The organism is Streptomyces sp. NPDC048612 (assembly GCF_043199295.1).
Taxonomy (GTDB): domain Bacteria; phylum Actinomycetota; class Actinomycetes; order Streptomycetales; family Streptomycetaceae; genus Streptomyces.
The window spans coordinates 197,960-214,227 of the sequence record NZ_JBICVV010000012.1 but is presented as its reverse complement, the minus strand read 5'-3'; the positions used below and the strand labels follow the sequence as shown (position 1 = coordinate 214,227).

The 16,268-nt window shown below is 73.5% G+C and carries 17 protein-coding genes and 1 riboswitch; of the genes, 11 read left to right on the top strand and 6 right to left on the bottom strand.

What is annotated here, in order from left to right:
* The first annotated feature begins 68 nt into the window (after window positions 1–68).
* From ACGFN2_RS20545 to cobM, 3 genes are all read left to right on the top strand, one after another.
* Window positions 69–341 (top strand): hypothetical protein, encoded by a 273-nt coding sequence (locus ACGFN2_RS20545; protein WP_362600674.1) that lies wholly within the window; start codon window positions 69–71, stop codon window positions 339–341.
* Between the two features lie 109 nt (window positions 342–450).
* Window positions 451–1,761, top strand: coding sequence for a precorrin-6y C5,15-methyltransferase (decarboxylating) subunit CbiE (gene cbiE, locus ACGFN2_RS20540; RefSeq protein WP_393362380.1), 1,311 nt, complete (start codon window positions 451–453; stop codon window positions 1,759–1,761).
* Window positions 1,758–2,540 carry a precorrin-4 C(11)-methyltransferase gene (cobM, locus tag ACGFN2_RS20535; protein WP_362600680.1) on the top strand — a complete coding sequence of 261 codons (783 nt, stop codon included), beginning with the start codon at window positions 1,758–1,760 and terminating at the stop codon, window positions 2,538–2,540. Before cbiE ends, cobM begins: the two co-directional genes overlap by 4 nt.
* A gap of 93 nt (window positions 2,541–2,633) precedes the next feature.
* Here the strand turns inward: cobM and ACGFN2_RS20530 are convergent, their stop codons facing one another.
* Entirely contained in the window at window positions 2,634–2,852 is a 219-nt protein-coding gene (locus tag ACGFN2_RS20530) for a hypothetical protein (RefSeq protein ID WP_362600683.1), read from the bottom strand.
* A gap of 648 nt (window positions 2,853–3,500) precedes the next feature.
* On the opposite strand from ACGFN2_RS20530, the gene ACGFN2_RS20525 reads away from it, so the two are divergent.
* The gene (locus tag ACGFN2_RS20525) at window positions 3,501–3,866 is read left to right on the top strand and encodes a hypothetical protein (protein ID WP_362600686.1); all 366 of its coding nucleotides are present in this window, start codon (window positions 3,501–3,503) and stop codon (window positions 3,864–3,866) included.
* A 37-nt stretch (window positions 3,867–3,903) separates the two neighbouring features.
* On the opposite strand, the gene ACGFN2_RS20520 is transcribed toward ACGFN2_RS20525, so the two are convergent.
* On the bottom strand, window positions 3,904–5,094 hold the full coding sequence (locus tag ACGFN2_RS20520; RefSeq protein WP_393362376.1) for a cobalt-precorrin-5B (C(1))-methyltransferase: 1,191 nt from the start codon (window positions 5,092–5,094) through the stop codon (window positions 3,904–3,906).
* A 17-nt stretch (window positions 5,095–5,111) separates the two neighbouring features.
* Between ACGFN2_RS20520 and ACGFN2_RS20515 the strand changes: the two genes are divergently transcribed.
* Entirely contained in the window at window positions 5,112–5,939 is an 828-nt protein-coding gene (locus ACGFN2_RS20515; protein ID WP_393362373.1) for a cobalt-precorrin-6A reductase, read from the top strand.
* Window positions 5,940–6,065: 126 nt separating this feature from the next.
* On the opposite strand, the gene ACGFN2_RS20510 is transcribed toward ACGFN2_RS20515, so the two are convergent.
* A complete protein-coding gene (locus tag ACGFN2_RS20510; RefSeq protein WP_362600695.1) occupies window positions 6,066–6,293 on the bottom strand; it encodes a hypothetical protein in 228 nt (75 codons plus the stop codon).
* Between the two features lie 127 nt (window positions 6,294–6,420).
* Here ACGFN2_RS20510 and ACGFN2_RS20505 point away from each other — a divergent pair, with 127 nt between their 5' ends.
* Genes ACGFN2_RS20505 through ACGFN2_RS20485 form a run of 5 tightly spaced genes read left to right on the top strand, consistent with a single transcriptional unit; the run spans window position 6,421 to window position 8,476 of the window.
* Window positions 6,421–7,245 (top strand): helix-turn-helix domain-containing protein, encoded by an 825-nt coding sequence (locus tag ACGFN2_RS20505; protein WP_393362370.1) that lies wholly within the window; start codon window positions 6,421–6,423, stop codon window positions 7,243–7,245.
* On the top strand, window positions 7,242–7,466 hold the full coding sequence (locus ACGFN2_RS20500) for a DUF397 domain-containing protein (protein ID WP_393362367.1): 225 nt from the start codon (window positions 7,242–7,244) through the stop codon (window positions 7,464–7,466). The genes ACGFN2_RS20505 and ACGFN2_RS20500 overlap by 4 nt, the downstream gene beginning before the upstream one ends.
* Before the next feature lie 14 nt (window positions 7,467–7,480).
* Complete coding sequence (locus ACGFN2_RS20495; protein WP_393362364.1) at window positions 7,481–7,819, top strand: type II toxin-antitoxin system HicB family antitoxin; 339 nt, start codon at window positions 7,481–7,483, stop codon at window positions 7,817–7,819.
* Between the two features lie 22 nt (window positions 7,820–7,841).
* The gene (locus ACGFN2_RS20490; RefSeq protein ID WP_393362361.1) at window positions 7,842–8,099 is read left to right on the top strand and encodes a hypothetical protein; all 258 of its coding nucleotides are present in this window, start codon (window positions 7,842–7,844) and stop codon (window positions 8,097–8,099) included.
* A complete protein-coding gene (locus tag ACGFN2_RS20485) occupies window positions 8,096–8,476 on the top strand; it encodes a hypothetical protein (RefSeq protein ID WP_393362358.1) in 381 nt (126 codons plus the stop codon). Before ACGFN2_RS20490 ends, ACGFN2_RS20485 begins: the two co-directional genes overlap by 4 nt.
* Before the next feature lie 63 nt (window positions 8,477–8,539).
* Here the strand turns inward: ACGFN2_RS20485 and ACGFN2_RS20480 are convergent, their stop codons facing one another.
* From ACGFN2_RS20480 to ACGFN2_RS20470, 3 genes are read right to left on the bottom strand one after another with little or no spacing between them, the layout of a single operon-like run.
* Complete coding sequence (locus ACGFN2_RS20480; protein WP_393362355.1) at window positions 8,540–10,144, bottom strand: precorrin-2 C(20)-methyltransferase; 1,605 nt, start codon at window positions 10,142–10,144, stop codon at window positions 8,540–8,542.
* Complete coding sequence (locus ACGFN2_RS20475; protein WP_362600874.1) at window positions 10,141–10,821, bottom strand: precorrin-8X methylmutase; 681 nt, start codon at window positions 10,819–10,821, stop codon at window positions 10,141–10,143. Before ACGFN2_RS20475 ends, ACGFN2_RS20480 begins: the two co-directional genes overlap by 4 nt.
* Window positions 10,822–10,861: 40 nt before the next feature.
* Window positions 10,862–12,310, bottom strand: a complete 1,449-nt coding sequence (locus tag ACGFN2_RS20470; RefSeq protein WP_393362352.1) for a cobalamin biosynthesis protein CobG — start codon at window positions 12,308–12,310, stop codon at window positions 10,862–10,864.
* Window positions 12,311–12,487: 177 nt separating this feature from the next.
* Window positions 12,488–12,615: riboswitch (cobalamin riboswitch) on the top strand.
* Window positions 12,616–12,652: 37 nt separating this feature from the next.
* Between ACGFN2_RS20470 and cobN the strand changes: the two genes are divergently transcribed.
* Window positions 12,653–16,264 carry a cobaltochelatase subunit CobN gene (cobN, locus tag ACGFN2_RS20465; RefSeq protein ID WP_393362349.1) on the top strand — a complete coding sequence of 1,204 codons (3,612 nt, stop codon included), beginning with the start codon at window positions 12,653–12,655 and terminating at the stop codon, window positions 16,262–16,264.
* Window positions 16,265–16,268 lie beyond the last annotated feature (4 nt).

The window sequence follows — 16,268 nt, the reverse complement described above, 5'->3', positions numbered from 1 at the left end:
TCGGCCATCCGCTCGCGGCGGGCGCGGTGAGCCGTCCACGCTCCTCCTGCCGGGTAGCATCCGGCGCCATGAGCAACGCTACGGGGGACACCCGGCGGCCCGCACCCGGCAAGGGACAGCTCCTGGCACCGCTCGGCCTGCTGGCCGCCGTCGCGGTCCTGTCCACCCACCACGACGGCCTCCCCTTCTGGCTCGGCGCCCTGCTCGGCACCGTCTCCGTCCTCGGCCACCTGGCCTGCTTCGACTCCCCGCGCGGCCTCTGGCAGTGGCTCCCGGCCACCGTGGGCTTCTGCACGGCGTTCCTGTTCGCGGGGCAGTTCCTGAGGGCGCTGGTGGTGTGAGGCGGGGGCGGGCCTCCCCGCGGGACGGCGCGCGGCGACCGGTCAGTAAAGTTCGCCCCCCGTCCCCCGGACCGGTCCCCGTCCCTTCTGACCTCTGAGGTATCCGGCAGTGAGCCCCGCACCAGCCGCCCCGGCCGCTCCTGAAAACCTGACCGTTGTCGGTATCGGGGCCGACGGCTGGGACGGGCTGCCCGCTGTCTCGCGGGAGGCGCTGGGGGCCGCCGAGGTGCTGATCGGGGGTGCCCGGCAGCTCGCGCTGCTGCCCGGGGAGTGCGCCGGGGAGCGGGTGCCGTGGCCGTCGCCGCTGCGGCCGGCCGTCCCGGGGCTGCTCGCCGCGTATGCCGGGCGGCGGGTGTGTGTGCTGGCCAGCGGGGACCCGATGTTTTACGGCATCGGACGGACGCTGACCGAGGTGCTGGCGGAGCAGGCGGCGGGCGGGGCGCCGGCCGCCGGGCTGCGCATCCTCCCGCACCCCTCCTCCGTCTCCCACGCCTGTGCCCGCCTGGGCTGGCCGCTGGAGGACACCGAGGTCGTCACGCTCGTCGGACGGCCCGCGGCGAACCTGGTCCGCGCGCTGTACGACGGCCGCCGGGTGCTGGTGCTGTCCGCCGGTGCCCGCACCCCCGCCGAGGTCGCGGCCCTGCTGCGCGAGCACGGTTTCGGGCCGACCCGGATGCGCCTACTGGAGCAGCTCGGCGGCCCCCGGGAGCGGACGGCCGAGGGCACCGCCGAGGGCTGGGACCTGCCGCCCGGCGACCCGCTCAACGTGCTGGCACTCGACTGCCGCCGCGCGCCCGGCACCCCGCCGCTCTCCACCGTCCCCGGCCTCCCCGACGACGCCTACGAGCACGACGGCCAGCTCACCAAGCGCCATGTCCGCGCCGCCACCCTCGCCGCCCTGGCGCCCGCTCCCGGCGAGCTGCTCTGGGACATCGGCGGCGGCTCCGGCTCCATCGCCGTCGAGTGGCTGCGGGCGCACCGCAGCTGCCGCGCTGTCAGCGTCGAGCGTGACCCCGTACGGGCCGAGCGGATCGGCCGGAACGCGCACACGCTGGGCGTCCCGGCGCTGCGCGTCGTCACCGGCGCCGCGCCCGCCGCGCTGGACGGACTGCCGACGCCGGACGCGGTCTTCATCGGCGGCGGGCTGACCGCCCCCGGCCTGCTGGAGGCGTGCTGGGCGGCGCTGCCACCGGGCGGCCGCATCGTGGCGAACACCGTGACGCTGGAGTCCGAGGCGCTGCTCGCCGACTGGTACCGGCGGCACGGCGGCGAACTGGTCCGGCTCGCGGTCGCCCGCGCCGTGCCGGTCGGCGGCTTCACCGGCTGGCGGCAGGCGATGCCGGTCACCCAGTGGGCGGCCGTGAAGCCGCTGCCCGCCTCCCCGTCCCCGACCGTCCCCCAGGAGACCGAGCAACCATGACCGTCCACTTCATCGGCGCGGGTCCCGGCGCCGCCGACCTGATCACCGTGCGCGGCGCCCGTACGCTCGCGTCCTGCGGGGTCTGCCTCTACGCCGGCAGCCTGGTGCCGCGCGAGCTGCTCGCGGAGTGCCCGCCCGGCGCCCGGCTGATCGACACCGCGCAGCTGGACCTCGACACGATCACCGCCGAGATGGTCCGCGCCCACGAGGAGGGCCACGACGTGGCCCGGCTGCACTCCGGCGACCCGTCCGTCTTCAGCGCGGTGGCCGAGCAGATGCGCCGGCTGGACGCGGCCGGGGTGCCCTACGACGTGGTGCCGGGCGTCCCCGCGTTCGCCGCGGCGGCGGCCGCGCTCAAGCGGGAGCTGACCGTCCCCACCGTCGGCCAGACCGTGATCCTCACCCGGGTCGCCCAGCGGGCCACCCCCATGCCCGAGGGCGAGGACCTCGCCACCCTGGGGCGCAGCGGGGCGCTGCTGGTGCTCCACCTGGCCGCGATGTACGTCGACCGGGTCGTCGCCGAACTCCTGCCCCACTACGGCGCCGACTGCCCCGCCGCGGTCGTCGCCATGGCCTCCCGCCCCGACGAACTCGTGCTGCGCGGCACCCTCGCCGATATCGCCGGTCAGGTGAAGGCGGCGGGCGTGGTCCGTACGGCCGTCATCATCGTCGGCCGCACCCTGGGCGCCGAGCAGTTCCGCGACAGCCACCTCTACTCGGCGGACCGGGAGCGGCCGCACCTGCCGTGCGCGGCGCCGTCGGACGCGGAGACGGCGTAGGCCCCGGGGCCGGACACACGTGAACCCCGGAACACGAAGTTCCGGGGTTCACGTATGTCCAACCGCCCTGTCAGGGCCGTCCGACGGTGCCGCTCAGAAGCCGGTGGTCGCCACCGACGCCGCGCCGGCGAGCTGGCCGACGGGCAGGCTCGACGCGACGTTCTCGGCGGTGCCGACGACGTTGCCGACGCTCACGGCGGCACCGTGCCCGGCGACCTCGACACCGGCGCTGGCGAGCCCACCGGCGATGCCGTCCAGCTCGCTGTCGGCGATCTCGCAGGTGTTGATCTCAGAGGTGAAGCCGTGGCGCATGGCGTGCCCTTCCCTTCGGAGCTATGGGTTTTCGAACTCAGGTGACCGAATTGCGGACAACGCGAATGCGGTCGTAACGGGGCCATTCCGCGCCGGAAATGTGACGCATTGATGACGGTCCGTCGGTACGCAGAATGCAATCACGCGGCAGCGTTGCGCGGCAACTTCCCGGGCATTTTTTCACCGGACTGAAATATGGCGTCACAATCGCCCTGACCTGCATGTTTGCTTGCTTCTTGAGGGTGAAGAGACCATGCGGCGGCTATCGGGAAACTATCCCTGGAAAGTCCCGCATGAGGCCCCGGCGGGTATATCTGAGGGTACCGTCCGCCGAATCCTCGGTGAGTGTGATGGGGCGACATGTCTGCCTTCCCGGCTTTCCTCTCCATCGGGGGTATCACTGCCGCCTGGTCCGGAAACGATGTGCTGTGAAGCGGGAAAGGGCTTGCGGGTGGCGAGTCCGTATTCCGGGTGATTGCCCACGAGCGGAGCGGAAACCGGACGGCGGGCCGCTCCGGTTCCGCTCACCCGGGGCCCGTCCGGATGGCTCTCCGACCGCATCAGGGTGAATACCCGTTATCCCGTCACCGGGGGCCGGTAAGGAAGCTGCGACACCCAAGGGGGGCCGAAGCAAAGGAGTACGCCACGATGCGTACCAGACTGGCCGCCGGCGTCGTCGGCGCCGCAGCCCTGCTGACGCTCTTCGGCGGCACCGTCGCCACGGCCGACGGCAAGGACCATGTCGCACAGGCGACGGACACCCCGGGACAGATGCACGACAGCTCGCCGTGGATGCACGACAGCCCGCGGCGGATGAACGACCGGCCGGGCCGGCTGCACGACCGCCGCGAAGGGCGCTACGACCGCCGCGAGGGCCGCTACGAGCGCCCCGGGCGCTTCCGGGACAACCCGCTGCGGCTGACCACCTGCGCCCTCGGCACGGCGCTGGGCTCGCTCACCGGCAACTCGGAGGACTGCCTGGGCGACCGGCTCGGCCGCGGCTCCCGCGACTGACGGCGCTCCCGCGACCGACGCCCGGCAGGGCGGCCCGTCACCGCTGAGGGCTCGCCCGCCGGGCGTCCGCAGGTCCCCGCGGCTCCGCCCGCCCCACCACCATCCCCGCCCGGTCGATACAGATGACGTCGACCGCGACCGGTGCGCCGCGCAGCACGGCCAGCGCCTCGTCCCGCGCCGTCGCCGCCACCAGATCCCCCAGCGGGACCCCCGCCGCGGCACACAACTGGAGTGCCGCCAGGCCCGTGTTGGCCTCCGCGACCGCGCCCGCCAGCGCCTCGTCCGCCCCGCCCCGCCGGGCCAGCTCCGCCAGGAACCCCTTGTCCACCTGGGACCGCGCCGAGTGCAGATCCAGATGCCCCGCCGCCAGTTTGGACAGCTTGGCGAATCCGCCGCAGAGGGTGAGCCGCTCCACGGGATGACGCCGGATGTACTTCAGCACCGCCCCCGCGAAGTCGCCCATGTCCAGCAGCGCGTCCTCGGGCAGACGGTGCAGGGCGACGGCCACCTTCTCGGACGTCGAGCCCGTGCACCCGGCCACGTGCCGCCGGCCCGCAGCGCGCGCCACGTCCACGCCCCGCCGGATGGAGTCGATCCACGCCGAGCAGGAGTACGGCACCACGATCCCGGTGGTCCCCAGGATCGACAGCCCGCCCAGAATGCCCAGCCGCGGATTCCAGGTGCTCCGGGCGATCTCCTCGCCGTGATCGACCGAGATCTCCACCTCGACATCGGCCGCCGCGCCCGCACCGCCGTACCGCGCCGCGACCTGCGCCAGATGCTCCCGCATCAGCTGCCGCGGCACGGGGTTGATCGCCGGTTCCCCCACCTCCAGCGGCAGACCGGGCCGCGTCACCGTCCCGACGCCCGGCCCGGCCCTGAAGACGATGCCCGACCCGGCGGGCAGCGCCCGCACGGTGGCCCGGACGAGCGCCCCGTGGGTGACGTCCGGGTCGTCGCCCGCGTCCTTGACGACGCCCGCCATGGCGGCCGTCCGCCCCGGCGCCAGCTCCTCCACCGCGAGCGCGAAGGAGGGCGTCTGCCCCTTCGGCAGCGTGATCGTCACCGGATCGGGGAACGCGCCGCTCAGCAGCGCCGTGTACGCGGCCGTGCTCGCCGCCGTCGCACAGGCACCGGTGGTCCAGCCGGGCCGCAGCCCGGTGTGCGCGAGCTGCGCGCTGCGCCCGCCCGCGGCCTTGCCCGTACCCTGCGGTTGCGCTTCAGCCACGGAGGAACCCACATCCCATGCCCGACGCAGCCCGCCCACCACGCCATGTACTGATCCTCGGCGGTACGACGGAGGCCCGCCGCCTGGCCGCGGCCCTGGTGCCGGACGCCGCCGGCGCGGCGGGGTCCGCGGGGGTGCCGGGGTCCGCGCCGGTCCCCGCGCTGCGGGTGACCAGCTCGCTCGCCGGCCGGGTCGCCGCGCCGCGGCTGCCCGTAGGGGAGGTGCGCATCGGCGGATTCGGCGGCCCCGAGGGCCTCGCCCGCTGGCTGCGCGCGCACGCGGTGGACGCGCTCATCGACGCCACCCATCCTTTCGCCGACACGATCAGTCACCACGCGGCCCTGGCCGCCGCCATCGCCCATGTTCCCCTGCTCGCCCTCCGCCGGCCCGGCTGGGTACCGGGACCCGGCGACACCTGGCACCAGGTCACCTCCCTGGACGAGGCCGCCGCGGTCCTCCCCGCCCTGGGCAGCCGCATCTTCCTCACCACGGGACGCATGGGCCTCTCGCACTTCGCCCACCTCACCGACCCCTGGTTCCTGGTCCGCTCTGTCGACGCTCCCGAGCCCCCGTACCCGCCCCGTATGGAGGTGCTCCTCGACCGGGGCCCCTTCACCGTGGAGGGCGAGCGCGCGCTGCTCCGGACTTACCGCATCGACGTCCTCGTGACGAAGGACAGCGGCGCCGCGGCCACCGCCGCCAAGCTGACGGCGGCGCGGGAGGCGGGGGTGCCGGTGGTGGTCGTACGGCGCCCGCGGGTGCCCGGCGGGGTACCGGTGGCGGCCGATCCGGACGCGGCGGTGAACTGGCTCCGCGAGGTATTCAGCGAGGCCGGTTCACACTGAGCCGATTGGCTTCCCGGACCCTTTCCACTAATTCTTCCCGCCGCTTTGCGGATTCCTCTTGTTCCTCCTCGCTTCCGGCGTCCGGGACGGTGTCGCGGGCGGCGGGCGAGCCGGTCGTCTCCTCGCTCACGGCGCCCCCGCCCCCACCGCCTGCGCGAGCTGCCGGGCGAGCTGTGGCGTACACCGCCCGAGGTCCACCAGGGGACGCGGGAAGTCCCCCGCCAGCGACACCCCGTCCAGAGCCAGGGACGGCAAGGTGATGCCCGCCCCCTTCAGCGCCGCCCGCAGCTCGTCCCGCGCCTCCTCTGCGTCCCTGATCCTCCCGGCCGCCGGAGAGCGCTCTGCCAATCCCATTTCTCTGCTCCGTTCGAGTCCTGACTGGGCTGTCAATGCCCTTTCCCTGTCCTAGAGTTGTCACTCCGCCCAGCTCCCGAAAGGGAGACGGCGTTGTCGTCCGCACGGACAACAGGGGGCAGGAAAAATGGTCGAAAAGAATTCCGAGCAGGACGCGGGTTCGGCCCGCTGGGTCCTCGCCTGCGAACTCAGCCGCCTCCGCGAGGCCTCCGGCAGATCCCTGGCCGAACTGGCCGAAGAGGCCAACTACGACCGCACCTACCTCTACCGCCTGGAAACCGGCGAACGCTTCTCCAAGCTCCCGGTCATGGAGGTCCTGGACCAGATCTACGGCACGGGCGGCCTGCTCGTACGGCTGTGGGGGCTGGCGCGGCTGGACGCGTTCAAGGACAAGTACCGGGAGTTCATGAGGCTGGAGGCGAAGGCGACGATCATGCAGAAGTACGCGATGGTCGTGCCTGGCCTGCTCCAGACCGAGGACTTCGCGCGCGAGGCTCTTGCGTTGGCCCCGGCCCCCATAAGCCCCGAGGAGCTGGAAGAGAACGTAGCGGCGCGACTGAGCAGACAAGAGTTGCTGCGTCGCAACCCTCCGCCGGATGTCCGGATCATCCTCGACGAATCGGCCCTGCGGCGGTCGGCGAACGACCCCAAGTCCTGGTATGACCAGCTGCAACGGATCGCAGATGCCGCCGACGAGCCGCACATGACCATCCAGGTGGTTCCGTTCTCCGCCGGGCTGCATGGCCTGATGGGAGGTTCGCTATCGCTGCTGTGGATGGCGGACGGTAGCTCTGTTGCCTATTTGGAGGACAACAACTCCGGTGACTTGATCGAAGAACCAGGAGAGGTGGCGCTATACCGCCTGGCCTACGATCGGCCCCGAGATGCGGCTCTCACGCCGCCCGATTCGGCAGCATTCATGCGGCAGTTGGTGGAGGAGAGCAGACCATGACGACACTCCAGGGCCTGGTCAGCGCGGCGTGGCGTAAGAGCAGCTACAGCGACGGTGGGGACAACAACTGCGTTGAGGTCTCCGATGGCTTCCCTGGTGCCGTCCCGGTGCGTGACAGCAAGAACCCGACCGGCGGGGTGCTGCTGTTCCCGGCCGATGCTTGGTCGGCCTTCCTGGGTGGTCTGCAGGGCTTCTGCAAGGCGCTCGAACCGAAGCCCTGACAGGGGTGACTGCGATGACCGCCTACCGGGTCACAGTGCACCGCACGGGTGACTGGTGGGCCTGGGAGGTCCCTGACCTCCCAGGGGCGTTCAGCCAGGTCAAGCGGCTTGACCAGGCTGGGGAAGCGGCCCGTGCAGCCATCGCCGTCATGCTCGGTGCCGCAATCGAGGATGTCGAGGTAGGGGTCGAGTCGGGGCTGCCCGGGGAGGCAGTGCAGGCCCGCAACGCTGTGGGGAGAGCCGACAAGGCCGCCAAGGGTGCCAGGTGGGCCGCTCGACAGGCTATGTATCGCCGTACCACCGACCGTTCGACCGGCGGAGCCCTAGGGTACGGGTACGTACCCGTACCCTAGCGGCGTGGGAAGGAGCACAACGATGGCCGATGCCAATGTCCGTATCCCCGAAGAAGCAAAGGATCGGCTTGCTGCGATCGCGGCCGCCGAGGGGCTGTCGCTGCGTGCCTATCTGGCCCGCCTGGCGGAGACCATGCTGACCCCGGCCGAACGCACCGAGCGTGCGGAGAAGGCTCTTGCGGCACTGAAAAAGTGGAACGGGTACGCCCCGTCCGCGGCCCAGCAGCAGGATCTGGACAGTGAGCTCGACCGCCGGTTGGCACAGGTGACGGGCCGGTGAGCGACCCTCTGCACATCGTCCTGGACGACACCGCGATGACCGCGGCCGGTCAGGGCAACGTATTAGCCTCCCGCCTCATCCACCGTGCCCACGCCGAGTCCGGCTGGTACCTGTACGCGCCGACGTGCGCGCTCGTCGAAGCCGACCGCGCGCGGCCCGGCACGGCCGAGCACCTTGTCGCCATGCCCGGCATCACCGTCCTGGACCTTGACCTGCCCGCCGCCTTGGCCATAGCGGGACAGGAGACCTGGGCCGCAGCCCACAGCCGGTACGCGGCCCAGCCCACGGCTGACCGTCCCGACGGAGCGATCGTCGCCACCACCGCTCCGAAGAGGTGGCACGGCGAACCGGTCCGCGTCCTGGACCTCAACGCCTGACCGCGCCTTCGCGAGCGCGCACGTCGGCCGGGGCCTTGCGAGCCCCGGCCTCACTGCCCCGGATCACGCCTCCGGGTACCTCCGGGGTGTCCACACGATCTCCGTGCCGTCGTCCCGGCGTACCGCCTGGGTCTGGGACGAGCCCACAAGCAGGAGGGTGCGCATGTCGACCTGGTGGGGGTCGAGGTCGGCGAGGCGGACCGTACGGACCGATTCCTCGGGGCCGCCGATGTCGCGGGCGAGGATGACGGGGGTGTCGGGGGCGCGGTGCTCCAGAAGGAGTTCGCGTGCCTTGCCGACCTGCCAGGTGCGGCTGCGGGAGCCGGGGTTGTAGAGGGCGAGGGCCAGGTCGGCGCCGGCCGCGGCATGCAGGCGTTCGGCGATGACCTCCCACGGCTTGAGGCGGTCGGAGAGGGAGATGACCGCGTAGTCGTGGCCGAGCGGGGCGCCGGCGCGGGCGGCGGCGGCGTTGGCGGCGGTGACGCCCGGGAGGACCCGTACGGGGATGGCGCGGTAGGGCTCCTGGCAGGCGACCTCCAGGACGGCGGTGGCCATCGCGAAGATGCCCGGGTCGCCGCCGGAGACCACGGCCACCCGGCGGCCGCGCCGGGCCAGGTCGAGGGCGAGTTCGGCGCGCTCGGACTCGACCTTGTTGTCGGAGGCGTGGCGGCGCTGGCCGGGGCGCAGCGGGACGCGGTCCAGGTAGGTGGCGTAGCCGACGAGGTCCTCGGCGGCGGCCAGGGCGCCGCGGGACTCGGGGGTCAGCCAGAGCGGGCCGGCCGGGCCGGTGCCGACGACGACGACCTCGCCGGGGGCCGAGGCGGCCTCGTCGGCCGCGGGCGCCGTGGGCGTGGCCGCGCTCGCGTCCGCGGCCGTGGCGGCCGTAGTTGTCCCGGTGCCCGCACTCGTCCCCGTGCCGGGCGGCAGGTCCGCGATCCGGCTCGGCAGCACGCTGACGGAGAAGTACGGGACCGTCTCCGCGTCGAGGTCGGCCAGCTTCTCGGTGCGTTCGCCGGACATCGTCGCGCGCTCGACGTAGTGGGCCTCCGGGAGGCGGCCGGAGCGTTCCATGGCGCGGCGGACGGTGGGGAAGGTGCGGCCCAGCTTCATGACGACCGCGGTGTCGGTGGCGGCCAGGCGGGCGGTCAGTTCCTCCTCCGGGAGCGTGCCGGGAAGGATCGTCAGCACCTCGTCGGCCTCGGCGAGCGGCTTGCCCAGGCGTGCCGCTGCGGCGCTGATGGAGGTGACGCCGGGGATGACCTCGGTGGGGTAGCGGTGGGCCAGCCGCTTGTGCATGTGCTGGTAGGAGCCGTAGAAGAGCGGGTCGCCCTCGGAGATGACGGCGACGGTGCGGCCGGCGTCGAGGTGCGCGGCGAGGCGGGCCGCGGCGGTCTCGTAGAACTCGTCCAGCGCGCCCCGGTAGCCGCCGGGGTGGTCGGTCGACTCGGTGGTGACCGGGTAGATCAGCGCTTCTTCGATGTGGTCGGCGCGGAGGTGCCGGGCGGCGATGGAGCGCGCGATGGACCGTCCGTGCCGGGCGCTGTGGTAGGCGATGACGTCGGCCTCGGCGATGATCTCGACCGCCCGGACCGTCATGAGGGACGGATCGCCGGGGCCGAGGCCCACACCGTAGAGCCGACCGGTCGGCTGCTGCTCGCTCACGCTCACTCTTCCTCGCTTGCCATGGCGTTGATCGCGGCGGCGGCCATGGCGCTGCCGCCCCGGCGTCCGCGCACCACGAGGTGGTCCAGCTCCGACGGGTGGGCGATCAGGGCGTCCTTGGACTCCGCGGCGCCGATGAAGCCGACGGGTATCCCGATGACGGCGGCGGGGCGGGGCGCGCCCTCCTCGATCATTTCGAGGAACCGGAACAGCGCGGTGGGGGCGTTGCCGAACGCGACCACGGCCCCTTCCATCCGGTCCCGCCACAGCTCCAGGGCGGCGGCGCTGCGGGTCGTCCCCATCGTGGCGGCGAGGTCAGGGACCGATGGGTCGGTGAGGGTGCACAGGACCTCGTTGCCGGCCGGCAGCCGCTTCCGGGTGACGCCGCTGGCCACCATGTTGGCGTCGCAGAGGATCGGCGCACCGGCGTGCAGCGCCGCGCGGCCGCGGGCCACGACCTCGGGGGTGAAGGCCAGGTCGCGTACCAGGTCGACCATGCCGCAGGCGTGGATCATCCGGACCGCGACCCGGCTGACGTCGGCGGGCAGGCCGGCGAGGTCCGCCTCGGCGCGGATGGTGGCGAAGGACTGGCGGTAGATCGCCGCACCGTCCTTCTCGTAGTCGAACGCGGTCACTGTGGCCTCGGTGTTGTCGGGTACGGGGCGGTGGTGGAGGTGGGGCATGGAGCTGAGGTGGGGCATGGAGCCGTGGGTCGGGGGCGGTTCATGAGGTGGCGGGGGACGGAGCAGCGGAGGGTGCCGCCGGCGGTGCGGGGTGCGGGGCGGGCGCGGTCTCCGGCCGTACGACCGAGACCCGGTAGCCCTCCGCCGTCGCCAGCACGTCGACCCAGGCGCCGTGCGGATGGCCGCAGCGGCGTTCGCAGCCGGACCAGTACACGGGGAGGTGCCGGAGAGCGGCGTCGGCCGGTTCCGGTTCGCCGGGGCCGGGGCGGGCGGCGGAGACGGGGCCGGGGCCGGGCACGGGGGTGCCCGCCGTGACCGCGGCCGTCGCGTCCGCCCGTACGTCGGTACGGGACTTGGCGCAGCCGGGGCGGCCGGTGCAGGCGCCGATGCGGTGCCAGGGGGAGTCCGGGGCGGTGACCAGCCCGGCGGCGGACAGCTCACGCAGGCGGGCGGCCGCCGTCGCGGCGGACAGCCCCGGGACGACGATGCCGCGCCAGGGCGTGAGGCGGAGCGCGCCCGCACCGTCCTCGGCGGCGATGGCGGTCAGCAGCCGCCACTGTGCGACCGACAGCCGCCCCAGCGGCGCGAGCACGGAGAGCGCGCGGGCCCCGTCGCGGCCCTCGACGACGCCGGGAGCGGAGGAGTCGGCGGCCGCGGTGTGCGTCCCCGCCGCGGTCCCGGCCACCAGCACCGCCCCGATACCGGCCGCGTGCAGCCGGTCCGCGACGGTGCGGGCGGTCAGGCCGTGGCCGTCCGGGAGTTCACGTATCCGCCAGGCGCCGCTGCCGCTCGATCCGGCGGCGGTCAGGAAGGCCTCGGCGGCGGTGAGCGCGGCGCGCGGGGCGTCCGGGCCGGCGATCCGCAGCGCGTCCGGATCGTCGCCGACCCGGAGCAGGGCGGTGGCTCCGGACCCGGCCGGGCGCCCGGCGCCGGACGCGTCCTCGTGTGCCGTCGGCGCCCCGGGCCCGGCCGCTTCTGCGACCAAGCTCACATCGCCGCCGAGCGCCGCCACATCGCCCCGCCCGTCGTCCAGGACGAAGAGGAAGCGCCCCGACAGCGCGGTCGCGGACTCGCTCGCGCAGAGCAGTCCGTCCAGCTCACGGGCCCACAACCGCACGTCAGCGGCGGTGTGCCGGTCCAGTCCGGCGAGCGGGGAGGCGAGGATGTTGCGGATGCGTTCGTGGCGCTCGGAGGGCAGCAGACCGGCGTCGCGCAGCAGCGCGGCGAGCTGTCCCCCGCAGCTCTCCGGGAGGCCGCGGAGTTCCGCGTTGCCGCGGGAGGTGAGCGAGAGCCGGCCGTCGCCGAGCCGGCCGGCGGCATCGGCCAGCGTCTCCGCCTGACGCACCGTCAAATCTCCGGCGGGCAACCGCACTCGGGCGAGGTGACCGTCGGCGGCGGAGTGCAGCCGCAGCGCTCCCGGGCAGGCGTCACCGCGGTCCCGTATGGGCGGTTCGGCGCCTTGGGGCCGTAGCGAGGGGGAGGGCGGCATGGCCGCGAGCATACCCACGGAGGCGGGTGACCCATCCGGGCCGGAGCCGGCCGGGCACCCGGCCCGGACACGGGTACCGGGGGCGCGCCCCCGTCGCCGCGGGGCCGGTCCGGAGGCCCGCTTACCTCGCTCGGCCGCAGCCCTTACTATGCAGGTCGGTGGGTCGGACGGCCCACCGACGCCAGCGACGGCGCAGGGCCCTACGGCCTTGGGGAGGAAGCCCGGTGAAAATCCGGCGCGGTCCCGCCACTGTGAGCCCGGCAGACGCCGGGTGAGCCAGGAACTCCTGCCGTCCCTACGACCACCCGGGGCGCGGATACCCCGAGGAAGGCCTGCGCTCGCATGCTTCTGCTGCTGTCGACCTCCGACACCGACCTGCTCAGCGCCCGCGCGGCCACGGGCCCCGTGCCGTACCGGCTCGCCAACCCTGCGCGGCTCGACGTCGCCGAACTCCCCGCGCTGCTGGAGGGCACCGACCTCGTCGTCGTACGCCTCCTCGGCGGCATCCGGGCCTGGGAGGAAGGGCTGGAGGTGCTGCTCGCCGAGGACCAGCACCGGCCGGTCGTCGTGCTCACCGGTGAACAGGCCCCCGACGCCCAGCTCATGGAGCAGTCGACGGTCCCGGTCGGCATCGCGGCCGAGGCGCACGCCTACCTCGCGCACGGCGGCCCCGCCAACCTCGACCAGCTCGCCCGCTTCCTCTCCGACACGGTGCTGCTGACCGGCCACGGCTTCGAGCCGCCGGAGCCCGCCCCGTCCTGGGGCCCGCTGGACTGGGAAGGCCGCAACGAGAGCGGCCCGCTGGTCGCCGTGCTCTACTACCGCGCCCACCACATGAGCGGCAACACCGCCTTCGTACGGACCCTGTGCGAGCAGATCGAGACGGCCGGCGGACGCGCCCGGCCGCTGTTCGTCGCCTCCCTCCGGGCCCCCGAGCCGGAGCTGATCGAGGCGCTGGGGAGTGCCGACGCCCTGGTCACCACGGTCCTCGCGGCGGGCGGCAGCAAGCCGGCCGACGCCTCCGCCGGGGGCGACGACGAGTCCTGGGACGCGGGCGCGCTGGCCGCCCTGGACGTCCCGATCCTGCAGGCCCTGTGCCTGACCGGGCCGCGCAGCGCCTGGGAGGAGAACGACGAGGGGCTGTCGCCGCTGGACGCCGCCTCGCAGATCGCGGTGCCCGAGTTCGACGGCCGGCTGATCACCGTGCCGTTCTCCTTCAAGGAGGTCGACGAGGACGGGCTGCCGGTCTACGTCGCCGACCCCGAGCGCGCCGCCCGGGTCGCCGGGATCGCCGTCCGGCACGCCCGGCTGCGCCACATCCCGGCCGCGGAGAAGCGCCTCGCGCTGGTGCTGTCCGCCTACCCGACCAAGCACTCCCGGATCGGCAACGCGGTCGGCCTGGACACCCCGGCCAGTGCCGTGGCGCTGCTGCGCCGACTCCGGGCGGACGGCTACGACTTCGGCGACGAGAGCGCCGAGCCGGTCCCGGGCCTGGAGTCCGGCGACGGGGACGAGCTGATCTACGCCCTCATCGAGGCCGGCGGCCACGACCAGGAGTGGCTCACCGAGGAGCAGCTCGCCCGCAACCCGGTCCGTATCCCGGCCGCCGACTACAAGCGCTGGTACGCCACGCTGCCGCAGGAGCTGCGGGACTCCGTCGAGGAGCACTGGGGGCCGCCGCCCGGCGAGATGTTCGTCGACCGCAGCCGCAACCCCGACGGCGACATCGTGCTGGCCGCGCTGCGCCGCGGCAATCTGCTGGTCCTCATCCAGCCGCCGCGCGGCTTCGGCGAGAACCCGATCGCGATCTACCACGACCCCGATCTGCCGCCCTCGCACCACTACTTGGCGGCGTACCGCTGGATCGCGGCCTCCGCCGAGGACGGTGGCTTCGGCGCGGACGCCATGGTTCACCTGGGCAAGCACGGCAACCTGGAGTGGCTGCCCGGCAAGAACGCGGGGCTGTCCGCGGCCTGCGGCCCGGACGCCGCGCTCGGTGACCTGCCGCTCGTCTACCCCTTCCTGGTCAACGACCCGGGCGAGGGCACCCAGGCCAAGCGCCGGGTGCACGCCACCCTCGTCGACCACCTCGTCCCGCCGATGGCCCGCGCCGAGTCCTACGGCGACATCGCGCGCCTGGAGCAGCTCCTCGACGAGTACGCGTCGATCTCCGCGATGGACCCGGCGAAGCTGCCCGCCATCCGCGCCCAGATCTGGACGCTGATCCAGGCCGCCAAGCTCGACCACGACCTGGGGATGGACGAACGCCCCGACGACGACGGCTTCGACGACTTCCTGCTGCACGTCGACGGCTGGCTGTGCGAGGTCAAGGACGCCCAGATCCGTGACGGACTGCACGTCCTGGGCGGTGCGCCGGCCGGCGAGGCACGGGTCAACCTCGTGCTCTCCATCCTGCGCGCCCGTCAGATCTGGGGCGGCACCTCCGCCCTCCCCGGTCTGCGCGAGGCGCTCGGGCTGGACGAGTCCGCGGCGACCCGTACGACCGCCGACGAGGCCGAGGCCACCGCCCGTGCGCTGGTCCAGGCGATGGAGGACGCGGACTGGGACCCAGCCGCGGTGTCCAAGGCTGCTGAGGGGCACCCGGCCGCGGTCGCCGACATCCTCGCCTTCGCCGCCCGCGAGGTCGTCCCGCGCCTCGCCGCCACCACCGACGAGATCGACCACGCCGTGCACGCCCTCAACGGCGGCTTCGTCCCGGCCGGTCCCTCCGGCTCCCCGCTCCGCGGCCTGGTCAACGTGCTGCCGACGGGCCGGAACTTCTACTCCGTCGACCCCAAGGCCGTGCCCTCCCGCCTCGCCTGGGAGACCGGACAGGCCCTCGCCGACTCCCTGCTGGCGCGCTACCGCGACGACAACGGCGACTGGCCGCAGTCCGTCGGCCTCTCGCTGTGGGGCACCAGCGCCATGCGGACATCGGGTGACGATGTCGCCGAGGCACTGGCGCTGCTGGGCGTCCGCCCCCTGTGGGACGACGCCTCGCGCCGGGTCAACGGGCTGGAGCCCATCCCGCTCGCCGAACTCGGCCGCCCCCGTATCGATGTCACGCTGCGCATCTCCGGCTTCTTCCGCGACGCCTTCCCGCACGTCATCGGCCTGCTCGACGACGCCGTACGGCTCGTCGCCGGGCTGGACGAGCCCGCGGAGTCCAACTTCGTCCGCGCCCACGCGCAGGCCGACCTCGCCGAGCACGGCGACGAACGCCGTGCCACCACCCGCATCTTCGGCTCCCGCCCGGGGACGTACGGCGCGGGCCTGCTCCAGCTGATCGACTCCCGCGACTGGCGCACCGACGCCGACCTCGCCGAGGTCTACACGGTCTGGGGCGGCTACGCCTACGGCCGCGGTCTGGAGGGCCGCCCGGCCCGGGACGAGATGGAGACCGCCTACAAGCGCATCGCGGTCGCCGCCAAGAACACCGACACCCGCGAGCACGACATCGCGGACTCCGACGACTACTTCCAGTACCACGGCGGCATGGTCGCCACCGTCAAGGCGCTCAAGGGCAAGGCCCCCGAGGCGTACATCGGTGACTCCACCCGCCCGGAGACGGTCCGCACCCGCAGCCTGGTCGAGGAGACCTCCCGGGTCTTCCGCGCCCGGGTGGTCAACCCCCGCTGGATCGAGGCGATGCGCCGCCACGGCTACAAGGGCGCCTTCGAACTCGCCGCCACCGTGGACTACTTGTTCGGCTACGACGCCACCACGGGTGTGGTCGCCGACTGGATGTACGACAAGCTCGCGCAGACCTACGTCCTGGACCCCGAGAACCGCGCCTTCCTCCAGGAGGCCAACCCCTGGGCCCTGCACGGGATCGCGGAACGTCTCCTGGAGGCCGAGTCCCGCGGGATGTGGGAGAAGCCGGACGCCGAGACGCTGGCGGCGCTGCGCCAGGCGTTCCTGGACACCGAAGGGGAGCTGGAGGGCGAGGACTGATCCG

Excerpts from the sequence above, each read along its gene's own strand:
- ACGFN2_RS20545 (WP_362600674.1), top strand. The coding sequence starts at position 69 with ATGAGCAACGCTACGGGGGACACCCGGCGGCCCGCACCCGGCAAGGGA.
- cobM (WP_362600680.1), top strand. The coding sequence starts at position 1,758 with ATGACCGTCCACTTCATCGGCGCGGGTCCCGGCGCCGCCGACCTGATC.
- ACGFN2_RS20530 (WP_362600683.1), bottom strand. The coding sequence starts at position 2,852 with ATGCGCCACGGCTTCACCTCTGAGATCAACACCTGCGAGATCGCCGAC.
- ACGFN2_RS20525 (WP_362600686.1), top strand. The coding sequence starts at position 3,501 with ATGCGTACCAGACTGGCCGCCGGCGTCGTCGGCGCCGCAGCCCTGCTG.
- ACGFN2_RS20515 (WP_393362373.1), top strand. The coding sequence starts at position 5,112 with ATGCCCGACGCAGCCCGCCCACCACGCCATGTACTGATCCTCGGCGGT.
- ACGFN2_RS20510 (WP_362600695.1), bottom strand. The coding sequence starts at position 6,293 with ATGGGATTGGCAGAGCGCTCTCCGGCGGCCGGGAGGATCAGGGACGCA.
- ACGFN2_RS20505 (WP_393362370.1), top strand. The coding sequence starts at position 6,421 with ATGGTCGAAAAGAATTCCGAGCAGGACGCGGGTTCGGCCCGCTGGGTC.
- ACGFN2_RS20500 (WP_393362367.1), top strand. The coding sequence starts at position 7,242 with ATGACGACACTCCAGGGCCTGGTCAGCGCGGCGTGGCGTAAGAGCAGC.
- ACGFN2_RS20495 (WP_393362364.1), top strand. The coding sequence starts at position 7,481 with ATGACCGCCTACCGGGTCACAGTGCACCGCACGGGTGACTGGTGGGCC.
- ACGFN2_RS20490 (WP_393362361.1), top strand. The coding sequence starts at position 7,842 with ATGGCCGATGCCAATGTCCGTATCCCCGAAGAAGCAAAGGATCGGCTT.
- ACGFN2_RS20475 (WP_362600874.1), bottom strand. The coding sequence starts at position 10,821 with ATGCCCCACCTCCACCACCGCCCCGTACCCGACAACACCGAGGCCACA.
- ACGFN2_RS20470 (WP_393362352.1), bottom strand. The coding sequence starts at position 12,310 with ATGCCGCCCTCCCCCTCGCTACGGCCCCAAGGCGCCGAACCGCCCATA.
- cobN (WP_393362349.1), top strand. The coding sequence starts at position 12,653 with ATGCTTCTGCTGCTGTCGACCTCCGACACCGACCTGCTCAGCGCCCGC.